The 21,793-nt window shown below is 54.4% G+C and carries 17 protein-coding genes; 7 read left to right on the forward strand and 10 right to left on the reverse strand.

What is annotated here, in order from left to right; all coding sequences use genetic code 11:
• Positions 1-5 precede the first annotated feature (5 nt).
• The 3 genes from K5L82_RS06950 to K5L82_RS06960 form a co-directional block, all read right to left on the reverse strand.
• On the reverse strand, positions 6-470 hold the full coding sequence (locus K5L82_RS06950) for a L,D-transpeptidase family protein (protein ID WP_410505855.1): 465 nt from the start codon (positions 468-470) through the stop codon (positions 6-8).
• Positions 471-561: 91 nt separating this feature from the next.
• Positions 562-1,239, reverse strand: a complete 678-nt coding sequence (locus tag K5L82_RS06955; protein WP_223133633.1) for a TetR/AcrR family transcriptional regulator — start codon at positions 1,237-1,239, stop codon at positions 562-564.
• 60 nt (positions 1,240-1,299) lie between these two features.
• Positions 1,300-2,163, reverse strand: a complete 864-nt coding sequence (locus tag K5L82_RS06960) for a hypothetical protein (protein WP_223133634.1) — start codon at positions 2,161-2,163, stop codon at positions 1,300-1,302.
• Between the two features lie 147 nt (positions 2,164-2,310).
• On the opposite strand from K5L82_RS06960, the gene K5L82_RS06965 reads away from it, so the two are divergent.
• Complete coding sequence (locus K5L82_RS06965) at positions 2,311-2,931, forward strand: riboflavin synthase subunit alpha (protein ID WP_223133635.1); 621 nt, start codon at positions 2,311-2,313, stop codon at positions 2,929-2,931.
• A gap of 9 nt (positions 2,932-2,940) precedes the next feature.
• Here K5L82_RS06965 and K5L82_RS06970 read toward each other — a convergent pair whose 3' ends face one another.
• The 3 genes from K5L82_RS06970 to K5L82_RS06980 form a co-directional block, all read right to left on the reverse strand.
• Entirely contained in the window at positions 2,941-4,083 is a 1,143-nt protein-coding gene (locus tag K5L82_RS06970) for a class I SAM-dependent methyltransferase (protein WP_316933372.1), read from the reverse strand.
• Positions 4,084-4,264: 181 nt separating this feature from the next.
• On the reverse strand, positions 4,265-5,320 hold the full coding sequence (locus tag K5L82_RS06975; protein WP_223133636.1) for a class I SAM-dependent methyltransferase: 1,056 nt from the start codon (positions 5,318-5,320) through the stop codon (positions 4,265-4,267).
• A 112-nt stretch (positions 5,321-5,432) separates the two neighbouring features.
• Entirely contained in the window at positions 5,433-10,298 is a 4,866-nt protein-coding gene (locus K5L82_RS06980; protein WP_223133637.1) for an NAD-glutamate dehydrogenase, read from the reverse strand.
• Between the two features lie 166 nt (positions 10,299-10,464).
• On the opposite strand from K5L82_RS06980, the gene K5L82_RS06985 reads away from it, so the two are divergent.
• Genes K5L82_RS06985 through K5L82_RS07010 form a run of 6 tightly spaced genes read left to right on the forward strand, consistent with a single transcriptional unit; the run spans position 10,465 to position 17,411 of the window.
• The gene (locus K5L82_RS06985; protein ID WP_223133638.1) at positions 10,465-11,427 is read left to right on the forward strand and encodes an AAA family ATPase; all 963 of its coding nucleotides are present in this window, start codon (positions 10,465-10,467) and stop codon (positions 11,425-11,427) included.
• A gap of 40 nt (positions 11,428-11,467) precedes the next feature.
• A complete protein-coding gene (locus K5L82_RS06990) occupies positions 11,468-12,400 on the forward strand; it encodes a DUF58 domain-containing protein (protein ID WP_223133639.1) in 933 nt (310 codons plus the stop codon).
• Positions 12,400-12,867 carry a DUF4381 domain-containing protein gene (locus tag K5L82_RS06995; RefSeq protein WP_223133640.1) on the forward strand — a complete coding sequence of 156 codons (468 nt, stop codon included), beginning with the start codon at positions 12,400-12,402 and terminating at the stop codon, positions 12,865-12,867. Before K5L82_RS06990 ends, K5L82_RS06995 begins: the two co-directional genes overlap by 1 nt.
• On the forward strand, positions 12,864-13,877 hold the full coding sequence (locus tag K5L82_RS07000) for a VWA domain-containing protein (RefSeq protein ID WP_223133641.1): 1,014 nt from the start codon (positions 12,864-12,866) through the stop codon (positions 13,875-13,877). The genes K5L82_RS06995 and K5L82_RS07000 overlap by 4 nt, the downstream gene beginning before the upstream one ends.
• Positions 13,870-15,684, forward strand: a complete 1,815-nt coding sequence (locus K5L82_RS07005) for a vWA domain-containing protein (protein WP_316933373.1) — start codon at positions 13,870-13,872, stop codon at positions 15,682-15,684. Before K5L82_RS07000 ends, K5L82_RS07005 begins: the two co-directional genes overlap by 8 nt.
• Entirely contained in the window at positions 15,678-17,411 is a 1,734-nt protein-coding gene (locus K5L82_RS07010) for a BatD family protein (RefSeq protein WP_223133642.1), read from the forward strand. Before K5L82_RS07005 ends, K5L82_RS07010 begins: the two co-directional genes overlap by 7 nt.
• Positions 17,412-17,432: 21 nt before the next feature.
• On the opposite strand, the gene ccmI is transcribed toward K5L82_RS07010, so the two are convergent.
• From ccmI to K5L82_RS07030, 4 genes are read right to left on the reverse strand one after another with little or no spacing between them, the layout of a single operon-like run.
• A complete protein-coding gene (gene ccmI / locus K5L82_RS07015; RefSeq protein ID WP_223133643.1) occupies positions 17,433-18,707 on the reverse strand; it encodes a c-type cytochrome biogenesis protein CcmI in 1,275 nt (424 codons plus the stop codon).
• Between the two features lie 45 nt (positions 18,708-18,752).
• On the reverse strand, positions 18,753-19,229 hold the full coding sequence (locus K5L82_RS07020) for a cytochrome c-type biogenesis protein CcmH (RefSeq protein ID WP_223133644.1): 477 nt from the start codon (positions 19,227-19,229) through the stop codon (positions 18,753-18,755).
• Positions 19,229-19,765: a DsbE family thiol:disulfide interchange protein gene (locus tag K5L82_RS07025; protein ID WP_223133645.1), complete on the reverse strand. Its 537-nt coding sequence runs from the start codon at positions 19,763-19,765 to the stop codon at positions 19,229-19,231. Before K5L82_RS07025 ends, K5L82_RS07020 begins: the two co-directional genes overlap by 1 nt.
• Positions 19,762-21,762 (reverse strand): heme lyase CcmF/NrfE family subunit, encoded by a 2,001-nt coding sequence (locus tag K5L82_RS07030; protein WP_262492537.1) that lies wholly within the window; start codon positions 21,760-21,762, stop codon positions 19,762-19,764. The genes K5L82_RS07025 and K5L82_RS07030 overlap by 4 nt, the downstream gene beginning before the upstream one ends.
• Positions 21,763-21,793: the final 31 nt, after the last annotated feature.

The following is a 21,793-nucleotide window of genomic DNA, read 5'->3' on the forward strand; positions in this document are numbered from 1 at the left end:
TCAATCTATTCAATTGTCACGTGCATACCCACTGGCGCACGCTCAAACAATTCTAGCAAATCCCTGCTCCTCATCCGCACGCAACCATGGGACATTGGTATACCCATCGGCTCGGTATCAGGTGTTCCATGAATGTATATGAAACGTCGGAAGGTATCGACACCAGGCCCACGGTTGCGCTGCCATTCCCGGCCGCACAGCCAAAGTATGCGTGTCAGGATCCAGTCGCGATCGGGGTATGCTGCTGCAAGGTCCGGCGCGTAAATCTCACCGGTTGGCCGGCGCCCGCGGAATACCGCATTCAGCGGCTGCCCATCGCCAATTCGCGCTCGAATATAGTGCTTGCCCCTAGGGGTGCAACCACTGCCATCACGCTCACCGGCGCCATTTAGCGCGGTAGATACCGGGTACTCGGCTAACAGGGCGCCGTCATCCGCCAGCAGCCTAAGCGACTGATCGTCGAGAGAAATGTGAATATGCGCCCGCTGGGGCCATGGGGTATTCAAAGCGTAAGCTCCCTCGGGCAAAAACCAGAGGGAAGCCTACCTGAGGGCGGGGAGTTCAGGCAACCGTAGTACCCGAGAGCGTTGGGGGAACCTGTAATTTATCGGGCGCCTTCATACCCTCGGCAAGGAAAGGTACCAAACGAGCGGCAATCTCCTGAACCGATGCCTGTACACCGAGTTTGTTGTCGAGTATATCGATCAAAGCATCACTACTGGACATCGTGAACGCTGTTGCGCCCAACATGAACTGTATCCGCCAGTATCGATCAACAGCAGACAGCTCCGGCGTGGCTTCTTTCAACAGGCTCATAAAACGGCTGAAGGGTTGCCCGTATTCCTGCTCCAAAAACTTGCGCAAATGCCCCTGGGATTGCGTATAGGCAAGGCCCAGCAAACGCATGAAGATAGAAATACCATTTTCATTGCGCTGAGGCATACGTATCGCACTTTCGGTCAATACCCAGAGAGTCTGGCTCAACGTCGGGGGGGTACCCTGACACTTCTGTTCTAACTCGTCGAACGCGATTTCCAGTGTCGATGAGAATGGCGTCAAAAAACGCGCAAATACCGCATGGATCAGCGCTTTCTTTGAGCCAAAATGGTAATTGACCGCAGCCAGATTTACGTTAGCCTTACTGGTAATCATACGAAGCGAAGTTTCTGCGAACCCACGCTCCGCGAAAAGCTCTTCAGCTGCATCGAGAATGCGATCTACGGTATCTGATTGTGCCATCTTGTTATCAGCGCCTCTAACAAACGTCTGTTTGAAACATACGTTTGAGAGCTGATAATGTCAAGCACGAGGCTCGGGGGTTGCTGCCACCTCTTGCCACCCCTTATCTATGGCCATTTGGTTGCCATCCAAAAATGCTTGCTGGATTTTATTGTAAGCTCTTTCTGCTTCCAGCATGTAGATCAGATAATGCCGAAAATTTTCTCGCTTTGTGAGGCATCGGGGTAGAACCCTCTGCTCAGATAGCCGGATCATGTCGCTAAAGCGACCATGCCGCAAACTTGCGTTATAGCGGGCCATTCGGGCACATTGCCAAACCAGCCCCTCGCTCCCTTCCAGGTGTGCAATATGTTTGCGGGCATCGCTCAACATAGTCTGCCGTCGCCATACCAAATCCAGATAAGAAGGCTTGCTGGTGTAGATACGCCGAATAGCCGGCACGCCCAAAAGAAGAATGATTACACTGGCCCCGAAGGCTCCGCCGGCAACCCACGCTGGCACGAAACCTGTTAATCCACTCAGAAACAACGTCGCCGCCACCAAGGCAGACAACAACCAAAGATCACGACGCCGCCGTGCTTGCGCCAACGAGTAATTATCAGGCCAGTCCGACATCGACAGTAAGTCAAAGTCCATCAGCAGAACGCGGTCACATTGCCTCAGCATCAACCTGAGGTTTTTCAATTCTGTTTGGGCTTGGCGGTGCTCATCATCTTGCTGGCTTTGCTCATTTTCAACGCCGGGACTGGCCTGACCAGATTGCTCGCCACGCTCTGTAGCCTTGCTTTCTGGCTGATCCGCATCGCCGCCGTTATCGAGGTCGTTCTGGATAACGGCGGTAGGATCGGCCGGTCTACCTGCACGGAGTTGGGCGGGTGGTGAATCAACACCTCCAGCCATAGTTGTTGTGGCATTGTCCGCCATGAGATTCCCACTATTGAATGCTTTGATTGATTTGGTTATCGACCACAGGCGCTAAAGCTTGAGTGGGTTTCAACCGGTGCTACTCCTTGGCAACCGGCGCCACCGCCGGTATCCTTTCGCCATTCATCGCACGTCAGGAGACGGTTTATGTTTACCGGTATCGTTCAGGGAATTGCCAAAGTAATCGAAATCCATACAACACCGGGCCTGAACACCCTCGTTATTGAACTTCCTGAAGACAAAGTAAATGGGGTAACGATTGGTGCCTCCGTGGCCATTAACGGTACTTGCATGACGGTAACGCGGCAGGAAGGCCAGCAGCTCTATTTCGATGCCATGCAAGAAACCCTTCGATTAACAACTCTTGGGCAGCTCAAGATAGGCGACGAAGTGAACTTCGAACGGGCAGCTCGGATTGGCGATGAGATTGGCGGGCATTTGTTGAGCGGGCATGTGCATACCACTGCTCAATTAGCAGAGATTATTCGAACCGAAAACAACGTGACCCTATGGTTTGAAGTGCCGGAAAACTGGATGAAGTACGTATTCCCGAAAGGCTTTATTGCCATCAATGGTGCCAGCTTGACTGTTGGTGAGGTCGAGGCTAATCGTTTCAACGTGTACTTGATTCCTGAAACACTTCGCGCGACCACCTTCGGCAGCGTCGACCAAGGTCAAGCAGTCAACATTGAAGTAGACAGCCAGACACAAACCATCGTTGATACGCTCGCACGTCTGGGGTACGACCGCCCTACTACGACAGTTTGATTCAAACCGCTATAGCGACGCTTCAAACACCACAAAGCGCGGGTTTGCCGCCCGCTGCTGCACCGATCTAAAGTAGCGTTTCAGAGTGCGGTGATAGCCCAAGTGCCGATTACCTACCATCAACACCCGCCCGTTCGCCGAAAGATGCTCAGCAGCCTCTTTGAACAGCCTCTGTGCAATATGGTCCCCGACTACGCCGCCTTCATGAAACGGAGGGTTCAGCAAGATCAACTGATACTGCCCACTTTCCTGCGGCACTCCGTCACTGTGATGCAATTGCGCGCGGCCCATGTAACCACTGCGCTCGAGGTTATGTTCCACGCTGGCAACCGCCTGACTGGAAACATCACTAAACGTGAGAGCGATATCATCCCGGCAAGCCAATGCAGTAAGCCCCAGCACGCCGTTGCCGCATGCAAGATCAAGTACGCGGGCTTCGGAATCTAGCGCTTTGACCGCTGGTTTCACTATGGGCAGCAATTCACGGGTGCCAATATCCAAGCGTTCTCTTGAAAACACCGCAGGCATGGCTTCTACCCGAGCCGGCAGATCGTCTTGCTTATACCCTTTCCAGATAGCTGACCACGCATCCAGAGTTTCGTTGCCACGGCCGCAGACAACAACCCGGGCTTTCTTCCTCGCGGGAAGGACCGACTGTGTCACCACCGCGTCGGAAAACACGTCGACACTGCGTTCGGGCAGATGTTTAATCATGCCTCCAGCCAATAAACAGCCGTTTTCTGCCAACTGAGCGTTCACCCAACGCAGCAGCCAAGCCAGATACTCGGCCTGCCTAGAGATTCGCATCACTACAAGGTCAAACGGCCCGTCCGGCGGATTCAGCCAATTGTGCGGTTTCGGTGGGTTCGGCCGTGATTTATTCAGGTCAGCGTTGACCTTTAATGCAGCTTCTAAACTTGCGCTATCAGCAACTGAAACCGGCGCGAACTCGCTCAGCCCTATCGTCAAAGCGCCAAAGGTGTCGTCTACCACAAGAACCCGGTGTTCCGTAGTTACACGCCTCAAAGCTTCATCTAATAACAGCTCGTCGGCGGCATCCCATGCTCTCAACGTTGAGGCCGCAATGCCAGGCCGCGCCAAAACTAAACTCTTGCCAGCAATTTCGAGCACTTCACTTGTCATTTCAGGCATCCGGCCGCCAATTTCAGTTAAATAATGTTTTTAGGCTGTTTACTCTAGAAATAAACCCTAAATTAGCCTTGTTCACGCCGAAAACCCTTTTCGGTCAGAGAATCGGCACCCTGCCGATTGACCGATCGTTTTCTGCACATGCTTTTTTACCCCTCCCCAGGGGTTTTTTTATGCCTGAAATTCAGCGCGGCACCCGCTGAAACGCTCGATACACGGTAAATCGCTTATCTTGAGCCAGTGTTTGCACCGGGCCGATAAACCTCTGCAATAGAGCTTCGTAGGGCAAAAAGCTGTTCGCCACTAATCTCAGTTCGCCACCGGGCACCAAGTGCTTCGCAACCTGACGAATAAACTGTTCGGTCATCGATGTATCGGTTTTTACACCGGAATGAAACGGCGGATTTGTCACAACCGCTTGCCAACGACCTTTCAGCCCCGCCAGTCCATCTTCCGCATGTATTTCGCCCTGCGCACCTGCCCGTTCATAGGTTGCCTTGGCGCAGGCTACCGCTTGCGCTTGTACGTCTACCCCATCGACCACTCCGGGTTCATCACCCGCTGCACGCCGATAACACTGGAGCCAGCTACCAATAACGCCAGCACCGCAGGCAAAATCCAGTACTTTTTCACCAGATAATGGCTTTTCTGCGAGGTTCTCCAGCAGTAACCGAGTCCCTCCATCCAGCTCACCCTCACTGAATACGCCCGGCAAACCGGCAACAGATACTTCAACGCCGGCACAACTAACCGGTGTCCATTCCAGATAGTCTTCCAGTGCGAACACGCCTTTGGGCTGACTGTTTGTACCACTCCAAACCTGGCAGTGTCGGGCACTGTCAATTTTCATACCATCGGGCACGGACTGAAGAAACTGTTTAGAGCCGCCAGCAATGCCTTCTTTTTTCTCACCGATCATCACCAGGCTTGCCCCCGAACAACCTAGAAATTGCGCCATAGCTAAGCGTACGTTGAGCTCTGCCCGCGCCTTGGGCAAAAACACGATGACCGTGTCGAAAGAGCTGGATTGCAAACCTCCCGTGTCGTAACCAAAGCACTGCTGCCAGTCTGTGTGCGGCGCCAACGCTTTGAACACACCTGCATGCTCGGTCATCACCAACCCTGCAGAAGGACATTGCGGTAACAAACCGGGATCAGAAAGCCCCAAAACGGCCACACGACCATTCAATAAATGAGCATTGCGGAGGAGAACTTCGTGAGTATTCGGTAGTGAAGACATGGCAAGCCGGCCTGAAGGTGATGCTGAAAAGCCCGTATGCTAACCGGAAAAAAGCCCTGAGTCTGCCATCAGGGCATCATCAGGGCTTTTATCACTCTATTTACGCCTGATCTTACTCGTCAGGCTGCTGGTGAAGTGTGCTTTGGGCCAAATCCAACAGCTCGCGCAGCGCCACGGAGAACATCGCGTACTCAGGCTCTCGTACGCCTTTCAGCTCCGCCAGCATGCTGTTCCAGCGCTCAATCATGTGCTGATTTTTTTCTTCCCATGCTTGCACACACTCCGGCACTTTTTCGGCCTTGCCCGCCAGCTGCAGGACGCCGGTGGTCAATGCGCGCTGCTGCCAATCGAGATCTTCACGGAAGCTTTCCCGCGCCAAGGCCTGCCAATGGGAGTTCGGGGTCAAGGCCGCAATGGCATCCGCAAACCAATTCAGATCGAGCCGGTCGCCCAAGTCGTAATACAAATTTGCCACAGCCTTGAGCGGCATCTTTGTTGTCTCTTTGGCTTCGATGACACCCAATGACGAGTACAAATACCCCGTACCGGAAAGTACCGACGCCAGATCTTTCGGAATACCGGCCGCCACCAGCTCTTCGTTGCGTTTTTCCCAATCCGCCTTCGCTTGTACGCCCAGATATTCCGGCAGATTCGAAGTAATGGCCCAAACACTATCGGCGAACCGCTCCATGTGGGTCTGGATGTTTAGTTCTGCACGGCGGTTGCGTAGCAACCAGCGCACAGACCGGCGCATCAAGCGCATCAGATCCTGCATCAGCTCCAACTGAAGCTCTGCCGATACATGGTAATCCAAGGCTTCGATCCGGTCCCACCAGTTATCTATGCGGAACACGTCCCGGGCAATAATCCAAGCCAATGCAATGGTTGCCGGGTCGGCACCGGTTGATTGCTGTAAGCGCTCAACAAAGGTAATCCCCATGTGGTTTACCATGTCGTTCGCAATCTGTGTGGCGATGATTTCCCGCCGCAACTGGTGCTCGCCCAATTCCGTTTTGAACTTGCTTGTAAGCTCTTTCGGGAAAACCTTGTACATTTCCCCTTCAAGCAGTGGGTTATCCGGCAAACTGCTGTCCATCAGTGTTTGCTTAAGGTCCCCTTTCACGTATGAAATTAGCACCGATAACTCAGGCCGGGTCAGGCCTTTCGAGATCAGTTTCCGCTCAGACAATGCCTCGTCGTCCGGCAGGAACTCCAGCCCCCGGTTAAGCTTGTCTTCGCTTTCGAACGAATTCATCAAACGACGGTACTCTTCCAGCCGAATGAAGGTATCTTCGTTGGCAATACTGATGGCCTGTGTCTGGCGATAGTTATTCTTCAACACGAGCGCAGACACATCATCGGTCATGTCTTCAAGCATTTTATTACGCTGTTTTTGGGTCAGATCGCCCATAGCCACGGCGCGATTGAGCAGAATCTTCATATTGACCTCGTGGTCTGAACAATCCACACCACCGGCGTTGTCAATGAAGTCTGTGTTCAAACGCCCGCCATTGAGGGCGTAGTCAATCCGACCAAGCTGGGTGAAGCCAAGGTTGCCGCCTTCCCCGACCACTTTGCAGCGTAACTCTCCGCCATTAATGCGCACGCCGTCGTTGGCTTTATCCCCAACATCCGCGTGGCTCTCTGATGCACCTTTGACGTAGGTTCCAATGCCGCCCACCCAAAGCAGGTCTACTTCGGACTTCAAGATATGGCCGATCAGCATATTCGGCGGAACGCTATCGGCTGTAATGCCAAGCAGCTTCTTGATTTCAGGCGTCAGCGCGATGGATTTTGCAGTACGGCTAAACACGCCGCCACCTTTCGAGATCAATTTCGAGTCAAAATCCGTCCATGCCGAGCGCGGCATTTCGAACAACCGCTTACGCTCTTTGTAAGTTTTTGCGGCATCCGGGTTCGGATCGATGAAAATGTGTACGTGGTTGAATGCCGCCACCAACCGTGTTTTCTCAGAACACAGCAAGCCATTACCAAAAACGTCGCCGCCCATGTCACCAATACCGATAGCAGTGAATTCATCATCGGCAGGATTGATCCCCATTTCACGGAAGTGACGCTCTACAGACACCCAGGCACCACGGGCGGTAATGCCCATCTTCTTGTGGTCGTAGCCATTACTGCCACCGGAAGCGAAGGCATCGCCCATCCAGAAGCCGTATTCCGCTGCCAGGCCGTTAGCGATGTCGGAGAAAGTCGCAGTTCCTTTGTCGGCGGCCACAACCAGGTAGTGATCGTCTTCGTCATGCCGCACAACCTGCTCGGGGGGCTGAATGCCGGCATCCACCAAATTGTCGGTAATATCCAGCAAGCCCCGTATGAACGTTTTATACGCTTCTTTCCCTTCTGCCTGGAAGGCCTCACGGTCTGACGGCGACGGCAGCTGCTTGGCCACGAATCCACCTTTGGCACCCACCGGTACGATGACTGCATTCTTAACCTGCTGGGCCTTCACCAGCCCCAACACTTCGGTGCGGTAGTCTTCGTAACGATCCGACCATCGCAAGCCACCCCGGGCAACCTTGCCACCTCGCAAGTGCACGCCCTCTACACGCGGTGAGTAGACGAAGATTTCAAACATCGGCAACGGAAGCGGCACATCCGGAATACGAGTCGGATCAAACTTCACACTGATATATGGCTTTGACTTGCCTTCATCGCCTGGCTGGAAGTAGTTGGTTCTCAGGGTTGCCTGCATTAACTCGAGATAGAGCCGCAGAACCCTGTCTTCGCTCAAGTTATCAACGTTGTCCAAGCCTGCGTGAAATTCAATTTCCAGCTTTTGCTGCGCCGCCTCGCATTTCGCGGCACTCTTATAACGTTCCGGATTGAACCGAACATCAAAAAATTCCAGCAAAAGGTTGGTCAGATTGACGTGATTCACCAAGGTGTTGGAAATAAACGTTTGACTGTTCGAGAAACGAATCTGGCGCATATAACGGGCGTAAGTGCGCAGCAAGGCAATTTCACGCCAGCCCATGTAAGACGTTAGCATCAGCCGGTTAAAGGCATCGTTCTCTGCCTCACCATGCCAAACCCGGCGGAACAGCTCTTCAAATATCGGGCGGATACGATGAATATCCAGCGCCTCTCCAGAGTATGCCTGCAAGGTAAAGTCATGAATCCACACCGATTGCCCGGAGCGCTTCGTGACTTCAAACGGATGCTCTCCTATGACCCGGAATCCCAGATTCTCGAAAATCGGCATCACATCCGATAACGGCAAGGGCTCGGTCGGGTAGAACAACTTGAAATGCAGTGTGTTTTCATCTTCTTCCAGAGCCCTGTAGAAGCTCATGGCCAGGTCTTTCTCACGCACGGATGCCGTGATGTGCTCAAGATCAACCGCAGCACGCCGAGGGGAGAACTTTTCAACGTAACTGGCTGGGAAACCACTCGCCCACAAACGATAGAGTTCGTTACCAGACTCTTCGCCGAAGGCTTCGGTCAGAGCCACATCCAGCCCGTCGCGCCATGACTGAGCAAGATCAATCACCTGATCGCGAATATCGGCCAGCGGCAGATCACGATTTTCAACCTGAGGAACCCGAATGGTGAATTGCACCCGAGCCAGCGGGGACTCAGAAAAATGCGTCACGAATTCAATATCGTGGGCGCCCAATCGGTCCATCAACACCTGCTCTACTTTTACGCGCAGTTCGGTGTTGTATATGTCGCGGGGGAAAAAGGCCAAACACGTCACGAATTGTCCGTAGACATCCTCACGCATAAACAGCTCAATACGCCGACGCTCCTGAACATACAGGATGTTCTTCGCCACTTTGAGCAGCTCATCCGTTTCGATCTGAAACAATTCGTCGCGCGGATACAGCGTCAAAATCTGCACGAGTTCTTTGCCCGCATAATCGGTCGGCATAAAGCCCGAGCCGTCCATGACCGCATCAAACTTTCGGCGCAGCAACGGAATTTCATCCGGGCGCTCGTTGTATACACGAGAGGTGTACAAACCAAGGAAGCGGCGCTCGCCTACCACTTCACCTTTGCTGTTGAATTTCTTGACCGCGATATAGTCCGGGTAAGCTGGACGGTGCACGCGCGAGCGCTGGGCCGATTTGGCGAATATAAAGATGTCGTCGGCTCGAGTCATGGCGTGACGGGTACGCTGAGGCAGTTCGTTCAGCTGCACTTTTTCCGGGCGTTCGTTATTAACGCGAAAAATCCCCAGCTCTGAATTAGCGACACGCTGTACCACCATGCCTTTTTTATCTTTCACGAAATCGTATTCGTCGTAACCCAGGAAGGTAAAGTGGTCGTCCGCCAGCCAGCTCATGAACGCCTTGGCTTCTTTCTTGTCGTCGGCGCTTACACCTGCCTTCGTGCTATCGAGCTCTTTGATAATATCCGCAACTTTGTCTTGCACAACCGGAAAATCTTCGACAGCAATGCGAACCTCGTGCAGCACGCTTTGCAGATTTTCCTCAAGACCGCTGAGATCCTTCGGCGACGTGTGCCGATCAATTTCCAGTACGATAAATGCCTCATAACCTGATGAAGCGGACGTTTTAGCGCCGTGGATCTTTTTGAGTTTGCCGGTTTTCTCGCGCTCGACCTGAAGTACCGAATGCTGGATCGAATGGGTTCCGATCTCACGCTGATTGACCACTATACGTAAAGAGTCGATCAGGAATGGAATATTCGGATGCAAGATAAAAATAACGGTGTGGGTAGATTGCCACCCGTCACTCTCGAGGTCCGGGTTGAATACCGATACCGGCGTTTCATCGGCTGTTCGCTTCTGCAAAAACTGCCAAGCGGCCAGAACCGCACCGTAGGTATCGGAGAATCGTCGGCTTACCAGTTCTTCCAAGGGAATATGGGCATAATGCAACCGGGCGAACTCGGCAATTTTCTTCGCTTCGCTCTTCGCAATCTTTTTTGCAAAGGCTTCTGACAACTGATCAAAAAACTGCTCTTTGCTGGCGATTGTCAGCGCGTTCATATCCGACCTCAAATTAGTTTGTGTGAAAGAAACGTAATCCGCTTATCGTCACATAAGCATAGTCAAACCCTTGATTTTTGCTGGCCCGCCCTCAAAACTTCGGCAACTACTTAGCCGCAATTTCGGTGGCGCCAACAGACCTTAAACACCAAGAGCAGTAAACCTCATGTCGTTACAGCAAACTTTCGGTGCCCTCAGAGCACAACTGGCAAAGCGCATCATCGGCCAGGACAAGCTGGTAGACCGCCTTTTGATTGCCCTCTTGGCCGATGGCCACCTCCTCGTTGAGGGGGCGCCCGGGCTGGCAAAAACCACCGCTGTAAAAGCCCTTGCCGACCATATCGAAGGTGATTTTCACCGGATTCAGTTCACGCCGGACCTGTTACCGTCGGACGTTACCGGTAGCGAAATCTACCGGGCTGAAACCGGCCTGTTCGAATTCCAGCGTGGGCCCATATTTCACAATCTGGTGTTAGCTGACGAAATCAACCGCGCCCCTGCAAAAGTGCAATCTGCGCTGCTCGAAGCCATGGGCGAACGCCAAATCAGTGTGGGCATGCAGACCTTCCCGCTGCCGAAACTGTTTATGGTGATGGCCACCCAAAACCCGATTGAACAGGAAGGCACTTACCCACTGCCCGAAGCCCAGCTCGATCGTTTCCTCATGCACGTGGTAATTGATTACCCAAGTGCCGATGCTGAAAGGGAGATTCTGCACCTGGCCCGCAGTGACTACCGTCAGGGAATTCCGAACGTAGACATTCGTCTAACAGAAGATCAGGTGATGGAAGCACGGCAGGAGATTTCCAATATCTATATGGCCGAACCGGTTGAGCAGTATCTGCTGGCGTTAATACTGGCGACTCGAGATGCCGCTGTACTCGACCCGGAACTGGCGCGTTGGACGGCCTTTGGTGCCAGCCCGCGCGGCACAATCGCCTTGGACCGCTGCGCCCGGGCACTGGCTTGGCTGGACGGTCGGGACTACGTAACCCCCGATGATATTCGTACTATGGCCTTTGACGTTCTTCGTCACCGAATTCTTCTGACCTTCGAGGCGGAAGCCGAAGGTATGACCGCCGACGCCGTGCTTCAAAGGCTGATCGACCGGGTTCCGGTAACCGCCTGACGTGTTTGCAAAACCCGCTTCGGCGACAAGAGAAAGACCCATGGGCAACACAGCAGTCACCCACGCCACCCTGGAAGATCTGGTTCGCTTACAAGCCGATGCCAGAGCTTTGAAACTGCCCTCAGCCCGGCAGGTGCGTGGCCGTCAGGCTGGTTTGAGGCAATCGCGCCAGCGCGGCCGGGGCATGACCTTTGCCGAAGTTCGGCAATACCAGCCCGGCGACGATATTCGCAGTATTGACTGGCGCGTGACGGCTCGGCGCCAATCGCCCCACACCAAACTGTTCGAAGAAGAACGCGAACGCCCAGTCCTGCTCATCGCTGACTTAGGGCCTAGCCTGTTCTTCGCCAGCACCGGCGCTTATAAACAAGCCCGAAGTGCTCAAATAACCGCGCTTCTGGCCTGGCTGGCTCTTATGGCTGGTGATCAGGTAGGAGGGCTGGCGTTCAACCATCAGGAGCTTGAAGTATTGCGGCCGGCTCGCCGCAAAAAATCGCTTTTACGGCTATTGGATACGCTGGCCAGACTGCAGCATCAACCCGGCACTCCTCCAAACCCGGCGCTTCCTGATGGCCCAAACCTGAACAAGGCGCTGTCGGAAGCGCGTCGAGTCGCTCACACCGGCAGCCGTATTTTCATCGTCAGCGATTTCATGAATCTATCCAACGAAACCACCAGTTTGTTAGGAGCGCTGGCGAGGCATAATAGCGTGAGCGCTCTGAGAATAATGGACCCGCTCGAAAAAGATCTGCCTCACAGCGGCCAGTTCGCAGTTGCCGGGCCTGAAGGCCCGGTCTGGTTTGATGCAGGCAATCCGAATTTCCAACGGGCCTGGCGGGACAAAATTTCCAGCCACGAACAGCAGCTGGCCGAATGCTTTCGCACCTCCGGCGTACAAACTTCAACCATCATGACGCAGGACAATCCGGCGGAAGCCTTGAGACTTCAACTTGGGCCGGGAGGACGGATCTGATGAACCCACAAGATCCACTCACCCAGCTGAAAGATATTCATCTACCTGAAACCGGTGGCTGGTGGCCTCCAGCACCAGGTTGGTGGTTGCTTGCAGCCTTGTGTCTGATCGCATTAATCGCGTTGGCGGTGGCCTGGAAACGTCATCGTGCGCGAACCTTGTGGAAGCGTCAGGCCAAAGCCGAGCTGGCAACACTGGGCCAACAGATACGCAACGAACCTAGTTGGTACGGTGATTTGAACCGACTGCTCAAGCGTGTTGCACGCCAAACTCACGAGCATCGTCATCCAGAATCGATGACCGGCGACCAATGGGTAGAGTTCCTGCTGGACACCCTCCCCAAAGACCGCATTGCATCTCGCCCGACAGCAGAAGCGATGGTTGCCGCTGCCTGGCAACCCAAACCGGCTATCGATCCTCGTAATGCACTGACATTTGCAACATTTTGGCTGGAGGCCCAGCTATGATCAGCCTTGCATATCCGTGGGCCTTACTACTTGCTTTACTGCCCCTGTTGCTGATTTCACGAAAGCAACAGAGCGAGCCCGTGGATGCACCGGTTATTCCTGTCGGGCATTGGCTCGCCGATATGCCGGGAGTCAGCACTCAGGGCAAAACCAATCCTTGGTGGCGAAGGTTGTTGATTCTGGCAGCCTGGCTTTGCCTTGTGGTCGCACTTGCCCGACCTCAGCATGTAGGCGAGCAAGTTCAAATGCCTATCACCGGACGCGATCTGATGTTGGTCGTCGATATTTCACCCAGCATGGAAGAACAAGACATGGTGTTGCGTGGGCGCAGCATCAATCGCCTGCAAGCGGTAAAGCGAGTGCTTAACGACTTCATCGATCAGCGGGAAGGCGACCGGCTTGGTTTGATTCTTTTCGGCACAGAACCCTACGTGCAAGCTCCCCTCACCTTCGACCGGGAAACCGTTCGGACGCTATTGCTTGAATCCGGTTTAGGCATGGCAGGGCGCGCGACCGCCATCGGAGATGCTGTTGGCCTTGCGGTAAAACGGCTGCGCGACCGACCACAAGAACAGCGTGTCGCCATCATGCTAACCGACGGTGCCAACACTGCTGGCGAAATTAGCCCGGATAAAGCCATTGATATCGCCGCTGCAGCCGGCGTAAGGCTCTACACCATCGGCATTGGTGCTGAATCGGTGATTCAACAAGGCTTGCTTGGCACCCGCCGGGTAAACCCGTCCCGGGATCTGGACGAAGAGTTACTTAACCGAATGGCCGACCAAACCGGCGGTCGGTACTTCCGTGCCCGCAGCCTGCCAGAGCTTGAGATGATTTACGACAGCATCAATCAACTGGAGCCCATTGAACAGGAGGGGCAATTTTTCCGGCCTGTGACCGAGCTGTTCGTATGGCCAGCTGGCTTTGCCATAATGATCTGGCTGCTGTTAACGGCCTTCCGCTTCGCCAATTCTCGCTCTACGCCGGAAACGGAGGCTTATCGTGGCTGATTTCCAATTTTTGCGGCCCCTTTGGCTTTGTTTACTCTTTGCTATTCCGTTAATGTACCTGCTCCAAAATCGCCTGAAACAAGGCGATGCCGGCTGGAGCCGTTATATTTCCCCGGCCCTGCTCAAGCCACTGATTCGCCGTCGCGGCAACGCGTCTGATCGAACCTCTGTGTCTCCCTTCTGGCCCTTTAGCCTTGCTCTTATCGTTCTGGCCATTGCGTTAGCTGGCCCTAGCTGGCGGCAAGCTCCAACCCCGCTCAAGCAACCGCAAGACAGCCTGGTGATTGCGCTGGATTTGTCCTTATCTATGCTGGCCACGGATACCGAGCCGGACAGGCTGACTCTGGCAAAGCGCAAGATCCGGGATATTCTAGAGGCACGCCAAGGCGGCCTTACGGGGCTTCTGGTGTATGCCGGTGACGCCCACGTAGTAACCCCCCTGACCGAAGACCACCGCACCGTTGAAGCCATGCTCAACGTGCTCGAACCCACGATTATGCCGGCCCAAGGCAACCGCGCCGACCTTGCCGTGAAGGAAGCCATCAATCTACTGAACAATGGCGCGCCCGGGCGTGGCCGTATTCTTCTGATTGCCGATGATGTTTCCGAGAACTATCGAAGCAAGGTAAATGAGCAACTCATCGTTACGCCTTACGCGCTCAGCACTCTAACCGTTGGCACCGAAGAAGGCGGCCCGATCCCCCTGCCCCGTCACGGTTTCATTCGAGATGGGAACACCATCGTGATTACCAAAGCCAACCCCGATGCGCTTGCGAACCTGGCCCACCAATCCGGTGGAGAAAATCACGAAATGACGCTCGATGACACCGACATTAGAGCATTGAACTTAGAACCCAAAGCGACTGATGATGGGCTGGAAAGCGAGGATGGCCTCACCATCAACCGCCGGCAAGACGATGGTTATTGGTTGCTATGGTTGGCACTCCCATTGTTGCTGATGGGATGGCGCCGCGGGGCGTTTGCCATTCTCGCGCTCTGCATACTGCCAATTACCATGGCACCAAGGCCCGCAATGGCGCTGGACTGGGATAGCCTGTGGCAAAGAGAAGATCAGCGTGGCCCGCAACTGATCGAGCAAAACCCAAATAATGCCGCCGAGGTTTTGGAACAACCCGATTGGCGGGGCTCGGCTCTCTACAGGGCTGGCAAATATGAAGCGGCCATCGAAGCCTTTTCAAGATCCGGCGATATTAACGGCGACTACAATCGCGGCAATGCACTGGCCCGGGCCAGCAAGTTGGAAGAGGCACTTGAAGTCTACGAGCAGGTCCTGAAAGAACAGCCCGACCATGCCGACGCCCAATTTAATCGTAATCTGGTAAAACAACTGCTGGAGCAACAACAAAACCAGCAGCAAGAGGGCGAGGAGAATCAGGACCAAAGCTCCCAACAGAACAATTCCGATAACCAAAGCAGCGACTCTCAAGAAGGCGATAACTCGCAGTCCAGCGATGGCAACGAAAGCCAGAACGGAGAACAACAGGATCAAGAAAACCAACAATCATCCGAAAACCAAAATCAGGACGGTCAGCAGCCCCAGGATCAACCAGAGCCGAGCCAGTCTGAAAACGAGCAAGAAACTAACGCGCAGCCACCGGAGCAACATTCAGAGCAGACACCCGGCGCCGAAGCTCCCGCACCGGTGAGTGAGCACCCCCTGAGCCAAGGGCAAGAACAGTTGCTACGCCGAGTGCCGGACAACCCGGGGGGCTTGCTGCAACGTAAGTTCCTGCAACAGTATCAACAACGCCAGACCCAACGCGACGAGGGCGATACACCATGGTAAATAACCTTCTGTCTTCCCTCTTTTGCCTCCTGTTCCTGCTTTCCGGCCCATTATTCGCCAACGAGCTGACAGCCGAGCCCGATCGGGATCAACTCTACGAGGGCGAAGTACTGACCTTGACGGTAAAAGGGTCGATGAACATCGAACTCAATCTCAGCAACCTGTTCAACTTTGATCTGTCGCAGTTACCTTCACCGAACATTGAGCAAGTGGAACCGGATTTCGAGATCCTCGCACGCAACCAACGCTACAGCGTGCAAACGGTCAATGGCGACATGGTGGGCGAGATCACCTGGACCTACCAACTCGCGCCGACACGCTCCGGAACCCTGACCATCCCGGCACTCAAATTTAAGGAAGCGACTTCCAAGCCTGTCACCATCGAAGTCGTATCAGGCACGCCCCCGGATCAACCGGACGCGAGCCGTGACAGTTTTGTTGAGCTGTCTGCAGACAAGGCCGAAGTCTACGTGCAAGAGCAGCTGGTATTGACCGTGCAGCTGTATTTCTCGGGCAACCTGATACGAGGGGAACTCTCTGACCCGCAACACCCCGACGCGGTTATTGAAAGCCTGGGTAAACAGCGGGAGTTCACCACTCAGCGCGGCGGCAAACGGTACCGTGTGGTGGAGCGGCGTTACGCCATTTTCCCGCAAACGCCCGGAGACTTGGAGCTGCCCGCCATCCGTTTTGAAGGCCAAGTCAGAGAGGCCAACGGCGCTCTACGGTTCCTGAGAGACAGCCAACAGCTCTACCCCGTGCAAGTAAAATCTGTGCCCGCGGATTACCCTGCAGACCAGCCTTGGCTGCCAGCAGACAGTCTCGCTTTGGCTGAAGACGGCCTACCGGATAACGACGTATTAACGGCAGGTAGCAATCTGACCCGAAACATTGTCATGCAGGCGGCTGGCCTACCCTCCGAGGCACTCCCGCCGCTCACGGTGGCCTATCCGAGCGCCCTTCGGCACTACCCAGAACAACCCCGAAGAGCCACTGAGCCCACTCAAGACGGGCTTGAGTCTACCCTCCAGCTCGAAGCTGCGCTGGTTCCGGTACATTCAGGCGAGATCACCATTCCGGAAGTTCGGGTACCTTGGTGGAACACCCAAACCGACCAATTGGAAGCAGCCGTTTTGCCGGCCCGCAGTTACCGAATTGAAGGTGGGGGTACTGCAGCAGCGCCGGCGGTCAACGAACCTTCACAGCCGGAGCCGACAGCCGGCCAAACACCCGAAGCAAGCCCCGGTACCGATGCGGACAGCCGTTCTCCGTGGCTCTGGACCACCCTGTTGCTGGGTAGCCTTTGGTTGATCACCGTTGCACTTTGGTGGTTCTCTCGCAGAAAACAGGCAGCCTCAGAAGTGAACGATACGCCCCCCGTCAACGGCAACGAGAAAGACCGTTTTGTACAACTCACAGCTGCGATTCAAAGCGGTGCACCTGAAACGCCGGTGCTGTTAGTTCGTTGGGCTCGGGAGCGATTCCCCGAGACGAACTTTAACGATACTTCCGATGTCGTTCGCCACAGCAACAGCCGCGACCTTGATGAAGCACTGCGAGATTTTCAGGCCAGCCTCTATGCTGCGAAAACACCAGAATCGGCGAATTCCGATAAGACCGTGAGAGATAACTTGGCGAAAGCGGTGACTCAGCTAAGGCAAGGAGGCGTTAGGAAGGAAGATCAAAACAGACTGGCTCCGCTTTACCCGGCCGGGCTGTCTAGCTAGCCGGCCGGGCTCAAAGGCGAATCAGTTAGTCAGCTGCTGGTTGATGATCAGTTCCACCGGCTGGCCAGCGGCATCCGGCGCAACAACGTCCGCTGTGACCTGTCCTTGCCAATCGCCGGGTTGGGCGCTGATTGAACCGCTACGGGTCAAGCGTGCCACTACGACGACTTCGTCGACAGCGGAAATGGTCGCTTCCGGCGACATCGCATAGTTGTCATCTAGACGAACATTAACCGGCAAGGCTCCCGCCGTTAACCGCGTGACTGCAATCGGCGCACCGCCTGTCGCGCCTGCCGGGCGGGCGAAAATAAACAACGTGGTGTCGGCAGGCACCTGCTCTTTGAACGTTGCGTCTATGGACACACGAAGGTCCACACCCGCCGATGTAGCCGGGGCTTCCTCGGCGGCCTGAGAAGGCGGCGTTTCACCCAACCGGCCATAAGCTTCTGCGATACCACCACGAATCGATGCAATTTGCGGATGATTGGGTGCCGCTTCTGTAATGGTTTCCCAATACTCGATAGCTTGACGATAATTCTGCTGACTAAAGGCGTGAATACCGAGCAAGCCCAGCGAATTCACTTCGGTCGCATCCAGCGCCAAGGCATTGTCGATGGCCTGCTGAACGGCTGGCGTGATTTGCCCTTCCGTTTTGAAAAATAACGCCTGCGCAGATAAACCGTAAGCGACCGCGCTTGAGGCAGGATCATCTGTCACCGACTCCGCTAGGCGCTGATACGCCTTTGCAGCCTCATCATAACGCTCTACTCGCATATAGGTTTGAGCGAGCATGGCCCAGCCGTCAATATTCTCGGGGTTTTCTTGCAGACGTTCACGCAGCTGGTCGGCGAGTTCCGACATACGAGCCGCCTGATCTGCCCCGGAAGCATTCATCTCCTGCATGGTGAGATACTGCTCCACCTGCCCCATAGAACCCCATTCCTCATAGGCAAAAAAAGCGCCCGCCGGCAGCAACAAAATCGCTAACAAAGCCACCGCCATGGCACTTCGGCGCCCCGGTATGCGTTTTTCGGGCTGAGCGTTTTCAGGCACATCATCCAACATCGAACCAGCCAGTTCGTCTTTCAGCTGTTCGTAACTTTGCTGATCCAAAATACCGGCTTCGTGTTCGACTTCCAGCTCCCGGAGGCGCGATTTGTAGGCCAGCAGGTTCTGATTTCTAAGATCTAATTCAATTCTTGATTTGGGCCGATGGAAAAGCACCGGATACAACACGAATGCCATAGCGAACAAAATCAATACCGCTGAGGCAATCCAAAAGGTTTCTTGAGTCATGGTGAAGTCATCATCACAGTTAGAAATGTGTTGCGTGGATCAGCTTCAGGCTTGCTGATCCTTGTCTGCCAGCATCTTTTTAACGCGGGCCAGTTCGTCGGGGCTTAGTGCCGACTCTTCCTCTTCGCGCTTGCGGGACCGGATGGCAACGCCGGCAACGATAGCCACACCCGTAATCACCGCAATCGCAGGGAAGGCCCACAGCAGGATGGTCCGTTTGTCCACGGGCGGTTTGTATTGCACAAACTCACCGAAACGGCCTACCAAATCGCCCACGATTTCATCGTTGCTGGCGCCGTTCTTCATCAACCGATAGACCTGATCCCGCATGTCTTTCGAGATCGGTGCGTTGGAATCGGCAATGTTCTGGTTCTGGCACTTGGGGCAACGTAATTCCGCAATCAGATTTTGATAGCGCTGCTCTTCGGCCCGAGTGTCAAAGTCATACACTTCTCTCACTTCAGCCTGCACACCAACGGCACTCAGCATTAAGAGCAATAACGCAGCTTGAATATTACGCATTAGCTATTCCCCTTGGCCTTTTGAATAACTGGCTGCAGCACTTCTTCCCACACTTGCTTGTTCACTACACCTACGTGGCGGTACTGAACAATGCCATTAGCGTCAATAACAAAGGTCTCGGGCGCGCCGTATACACCGAGATCAAAACCCAGCGAACCTTTGGGGTCAAAGATAATTTCATCGTAGGGATTGCCCAAACGCCCGAGAAAGCTGAATGCTGTTTCGCGCTGGTCTTTGTAGTTAAGCCCCACGATGCGAACGCCCTTCTCTTTCGACAACCACATCAGGTATTCATGCTCGTCCCAGCACGATGGGCACCACTCCGCCCACACATTCAACAGGGCCACTTCACCCTTCAGTAGTGATTCATCCAACAGTTGGGTTGGATTGTTCAAACTTTCCAGGCTAAAAGCCGGAACCGGTTTGCCAATGCGTGCCGACTCCAGCTTGGTAGGATCTTTGCCAATACCTGTCGCCAGAAAAATGCCAACACCGACCGCGATAACCAAAGGCAAAAACAACAGCAAACGCTTCATGATGTTGCTCCCGCCGCCTGTGTGCTACCCACTTTGGCAGATCCACCAGCGACTTTTGCCTGTTTCTTTTCCCGAATACGATAACGTTTATCGGCGATCGCCAGGAAACCACCAATGGCCATGACCAAAGCCCCCAACCAAAGCCAGCGAATCAAGGGTTTGTACTGCAGGCGAATAGCCCAGGCATCGTCAGAAATCCGTTCTCCGATAGCGACGAAAATGTCCCGGAAAAGGCCACCATCAATATCGGCCTCGGTCATCACGCTCATTCCTACCGGGTAATTACGTTTCTCGGGGTGCAATTCGGAGATCTTTTTACCATCCAACAGCACATCGAAGCTGCCGTATTGCGCGGTAAAGTTAGCCCCACGACGGTTACCAATGTCGGTAAATACGATTTCGTAATCACCTACCATGGCCGAATCACCGGGCACCATACGGACATCGCGCTCTATGCCGTAGTTCGATACCACGGTCGCCCCTGCCATCACCATAGCAACGCCCAGGTGACCCATGACCATGCCCCAATAGCTTCGAGACTGGCGCTTTAGACCGTACAAACGTCCTTGGCGGGACGCCGACTTGTCCCACAAGTCCCAGAATGTCGCCACTGCAACCCAGACCGCCGCGAATACGCCGGCGAAGGCCCAAGGCTTGAAATCGCCATAAATTAGAATCACCGCCACACTGGCGGTTAAGCTTACAGCCAGTGGCCAAAGAAGCTTACGCCCCAGCCATCCCCCGTCAGTTTTCTTCCAACGGGAAAATACACCCGCACCCAGAAGTAACCCGGTCGCCACCGCCAACGGACTAAACGTGGTGTTGAAGAAGGGTTCACCTATAGATAGTTTGCCCATATCCAGGTAGTCGAGAACCAGCGGATACAGCGTTCCGATAGCGACCAACAGTGTTGCCGTCACCAACAGCACGTTGTTCAGCAACAAGAATATTTCCCGGGACAATGAGCCATAGCGTGAACGCACGTGCACCACCGGCGCGCGGAATGCGTACAGCACCAAGCTGCCAATCACGGTTATACCCAGCAGCATGAGCAGGAAGGTGCCTCGCTCCGGATCAGACGCGAAAGCATGAACAGAGGTCAAGACGCCAGAGCGAACTAAGAAGGTGCCCAACAAGCTCAACGCGAAGGTTACGATGGCCAGCAATACGGTCCAGCTTTTGAATACGCCGCGCTTTTCAGTCACCGCTAACGAGTGCATTAATGCGGTGCCCGACAACCAAGGCAGTAAGGATGCGTTTTCGACCGGATCCCAGAACCACCAGCCGCCCCAGCCAAGCTCGTAGTAGGCCCACCAGCTTCCCAATGCAATGCCAATGGTGAGGAAAGACCAGGCGACGGTTGTCCAAGGCCGAGACCAACGGGCCCAGGCTGCATCCAGACGGCCATTAATCAATGCGGCCAAGGCGAAGGCAAAGGCAACAGAAAACCCGACATAGCCCATGTAAAGCATAGGTGGGTGTATGATCAGACCGATGTCTTGCAAGAGCGGGTTGAGATCCTGACCATCTGCGGGAATGTTTGGCAACAGGCGATCGAAAGGGTTGGACGTAAGAATAATGAACAGGAAGAAACCCACGCACACCATGCCCATCACAGACAGAACTTGTGACACCATGGTGGACGGGAGCTTGCGGCTGAATACCGCCACTGCAAGGGTCCAGCCCGTCAGCATAAGAATCCACAGCAACAGCGAGCCTTCGTGCCCGCCCCATACTGCGCTGAACTTATAAAACCAGGGCAACATGCTGTTGCTGTTGTTGGCGACATAGGCGACGGAAAAATCGTCCACTATGAAGGCATGGGTCAGAATGGCGAAGGCTAACCCCGTAAATACGAACATGCCCGACGCCAACGGTCGGGCAAAGGCCTGCAGGCTATCACGCCCGGTTAACGCTCCCGTCAGCGGCACAACAGAAAGAAGCAACGCCAGCAACAGCGCGAGTATCAGTGAAACTTGCCCGAGCTCCGGATACATCAGGACTCTCCAACATCAACAATAAATGGGG

This window comes from Marinobacter sp. AL4B, from assembly GCF_019916045.1.
In the GTDB taxonomy this organism is placed as follows: domain Bacteria; phylum Pseudomonadota; class Gammaproteobacteria; order Pseudomonadales; family Oleiphilaceae; genus Marinobacter.

What these genes read in the sequence shown, in the direction of transcription:
- K5L82_RS06955 (WP_223133633.1), bottom strand. Translation starts at nt 1,239, where the DNA reads ATGGCACAATCAGATACCGTAGATCGCATTCTCGATGCAGCTGAAGAG.
- K5L82_RS06960 (WP_223133634.1), bottom strand. Translation starts at nt 2,163, where the DNA reads ATGGCGGACAATGCCACAACAACTATGGCTGGAGGTGTTGATTCACCA.
- K5L82_RS06965 (WP_223133635.1), top strand. Translation starts at nt 2,311, where the DNA reads ATGTTTACCGGTATCGTTCAGGGAATTGCCAAAGTAATCGAAATCCAT.
- K5L82_RS06970 (WP_316933372.1), bottom strand. Translation starts at nt 4,083, where the DNA reads ATGCCTGAAATGACAAGTGAAGTGCTCGAAATTGCTGGCAAGAGTTTA.
- K5L82_RS06975 (WP_223133636.1), bottom strand. Translation starts at nt 5,320, where the DNA reads ATGTCTTCACTACCGAATACTCACGAAGTTCTCCTCCGCAATGCTCAT.
- K5L82_RS06980 (WP_223133637.1), bottom strand. Translation starts at nt 10,298, where the DNA reads ATGAACGCGCTGACAATCGCCAGCAAAGAGCAGTTTTTTGATCAGTTG.
- K5L82_RS06985 (WP_223133638.1), top strand. Translation starts at nt 10,465, where the DNA reads ATGTCGTTACAGCAAACTTTCGGTGCCCTCAGAGCACAACTGGCAAAG.
- K5L82_RS06990 (WP_223133639.1), top strand. Translation starts at nt 11,468, where the DNA reads ATGGGCAACACAGCAGTCACCCACGCCACCCTGGAAGATCTGGTTCGC.
- K5L82_RS06995 (WP_223133640.1), top strand. Translation starts at nt 12,400, where the DNA reads ATGAACCCACAAGATCCACTCACCCAGCTGAAAGATATTCATCTACCT.
- K5L82_RS07000 (WP_223133641.1), top strand. Translation starts at nt 12,864, where the DNA reads ATGATCAGCCTTGCATATCCGTGGGCCTTACTACTTGCTTTACTGCCC.
- K5L82_RS07010 (WP_223133642.1), top strand. Translation starts at nt 15,678, where the DNA reads ATGGTAAATAACCTTCTGTCTTCCCTCTTTTGCCTCCTGTTCCTGCTT.
- ccmI (WP_223133643.1), bottom strand. Translation starts at nt 18,707, where the DNA reads ATGACTCAAGAAACCTTTTGGATTGCCTCAGCGGTATTGATTTTGTTC.
- K5L82_RS07020 (WP_223133644.1), bottom strand. Translation starts at nt 19,229, where the DNA reads ATGCGTAATATTCAAGCTGCGTTATTGCTCTTAATGCTGAGTGCCGTT.
- K5L82_RS07025 (WP_223133645.1), bottom strand. Translation starts at nt 19,765, where the DNA reads ATGAAGCGTTTGCTGTTGTTTTTGCCTTTGGTTATCGCGGTCGGTGTT.
- K5L82_RS07030 (WP_262492537.1), bottom strand. Translation starts at nt 21,762, where the DNA reads ATGTATCCGGAGCTCGGGCAAGTTTCACTGATACTCGCGCTGTTGCTG.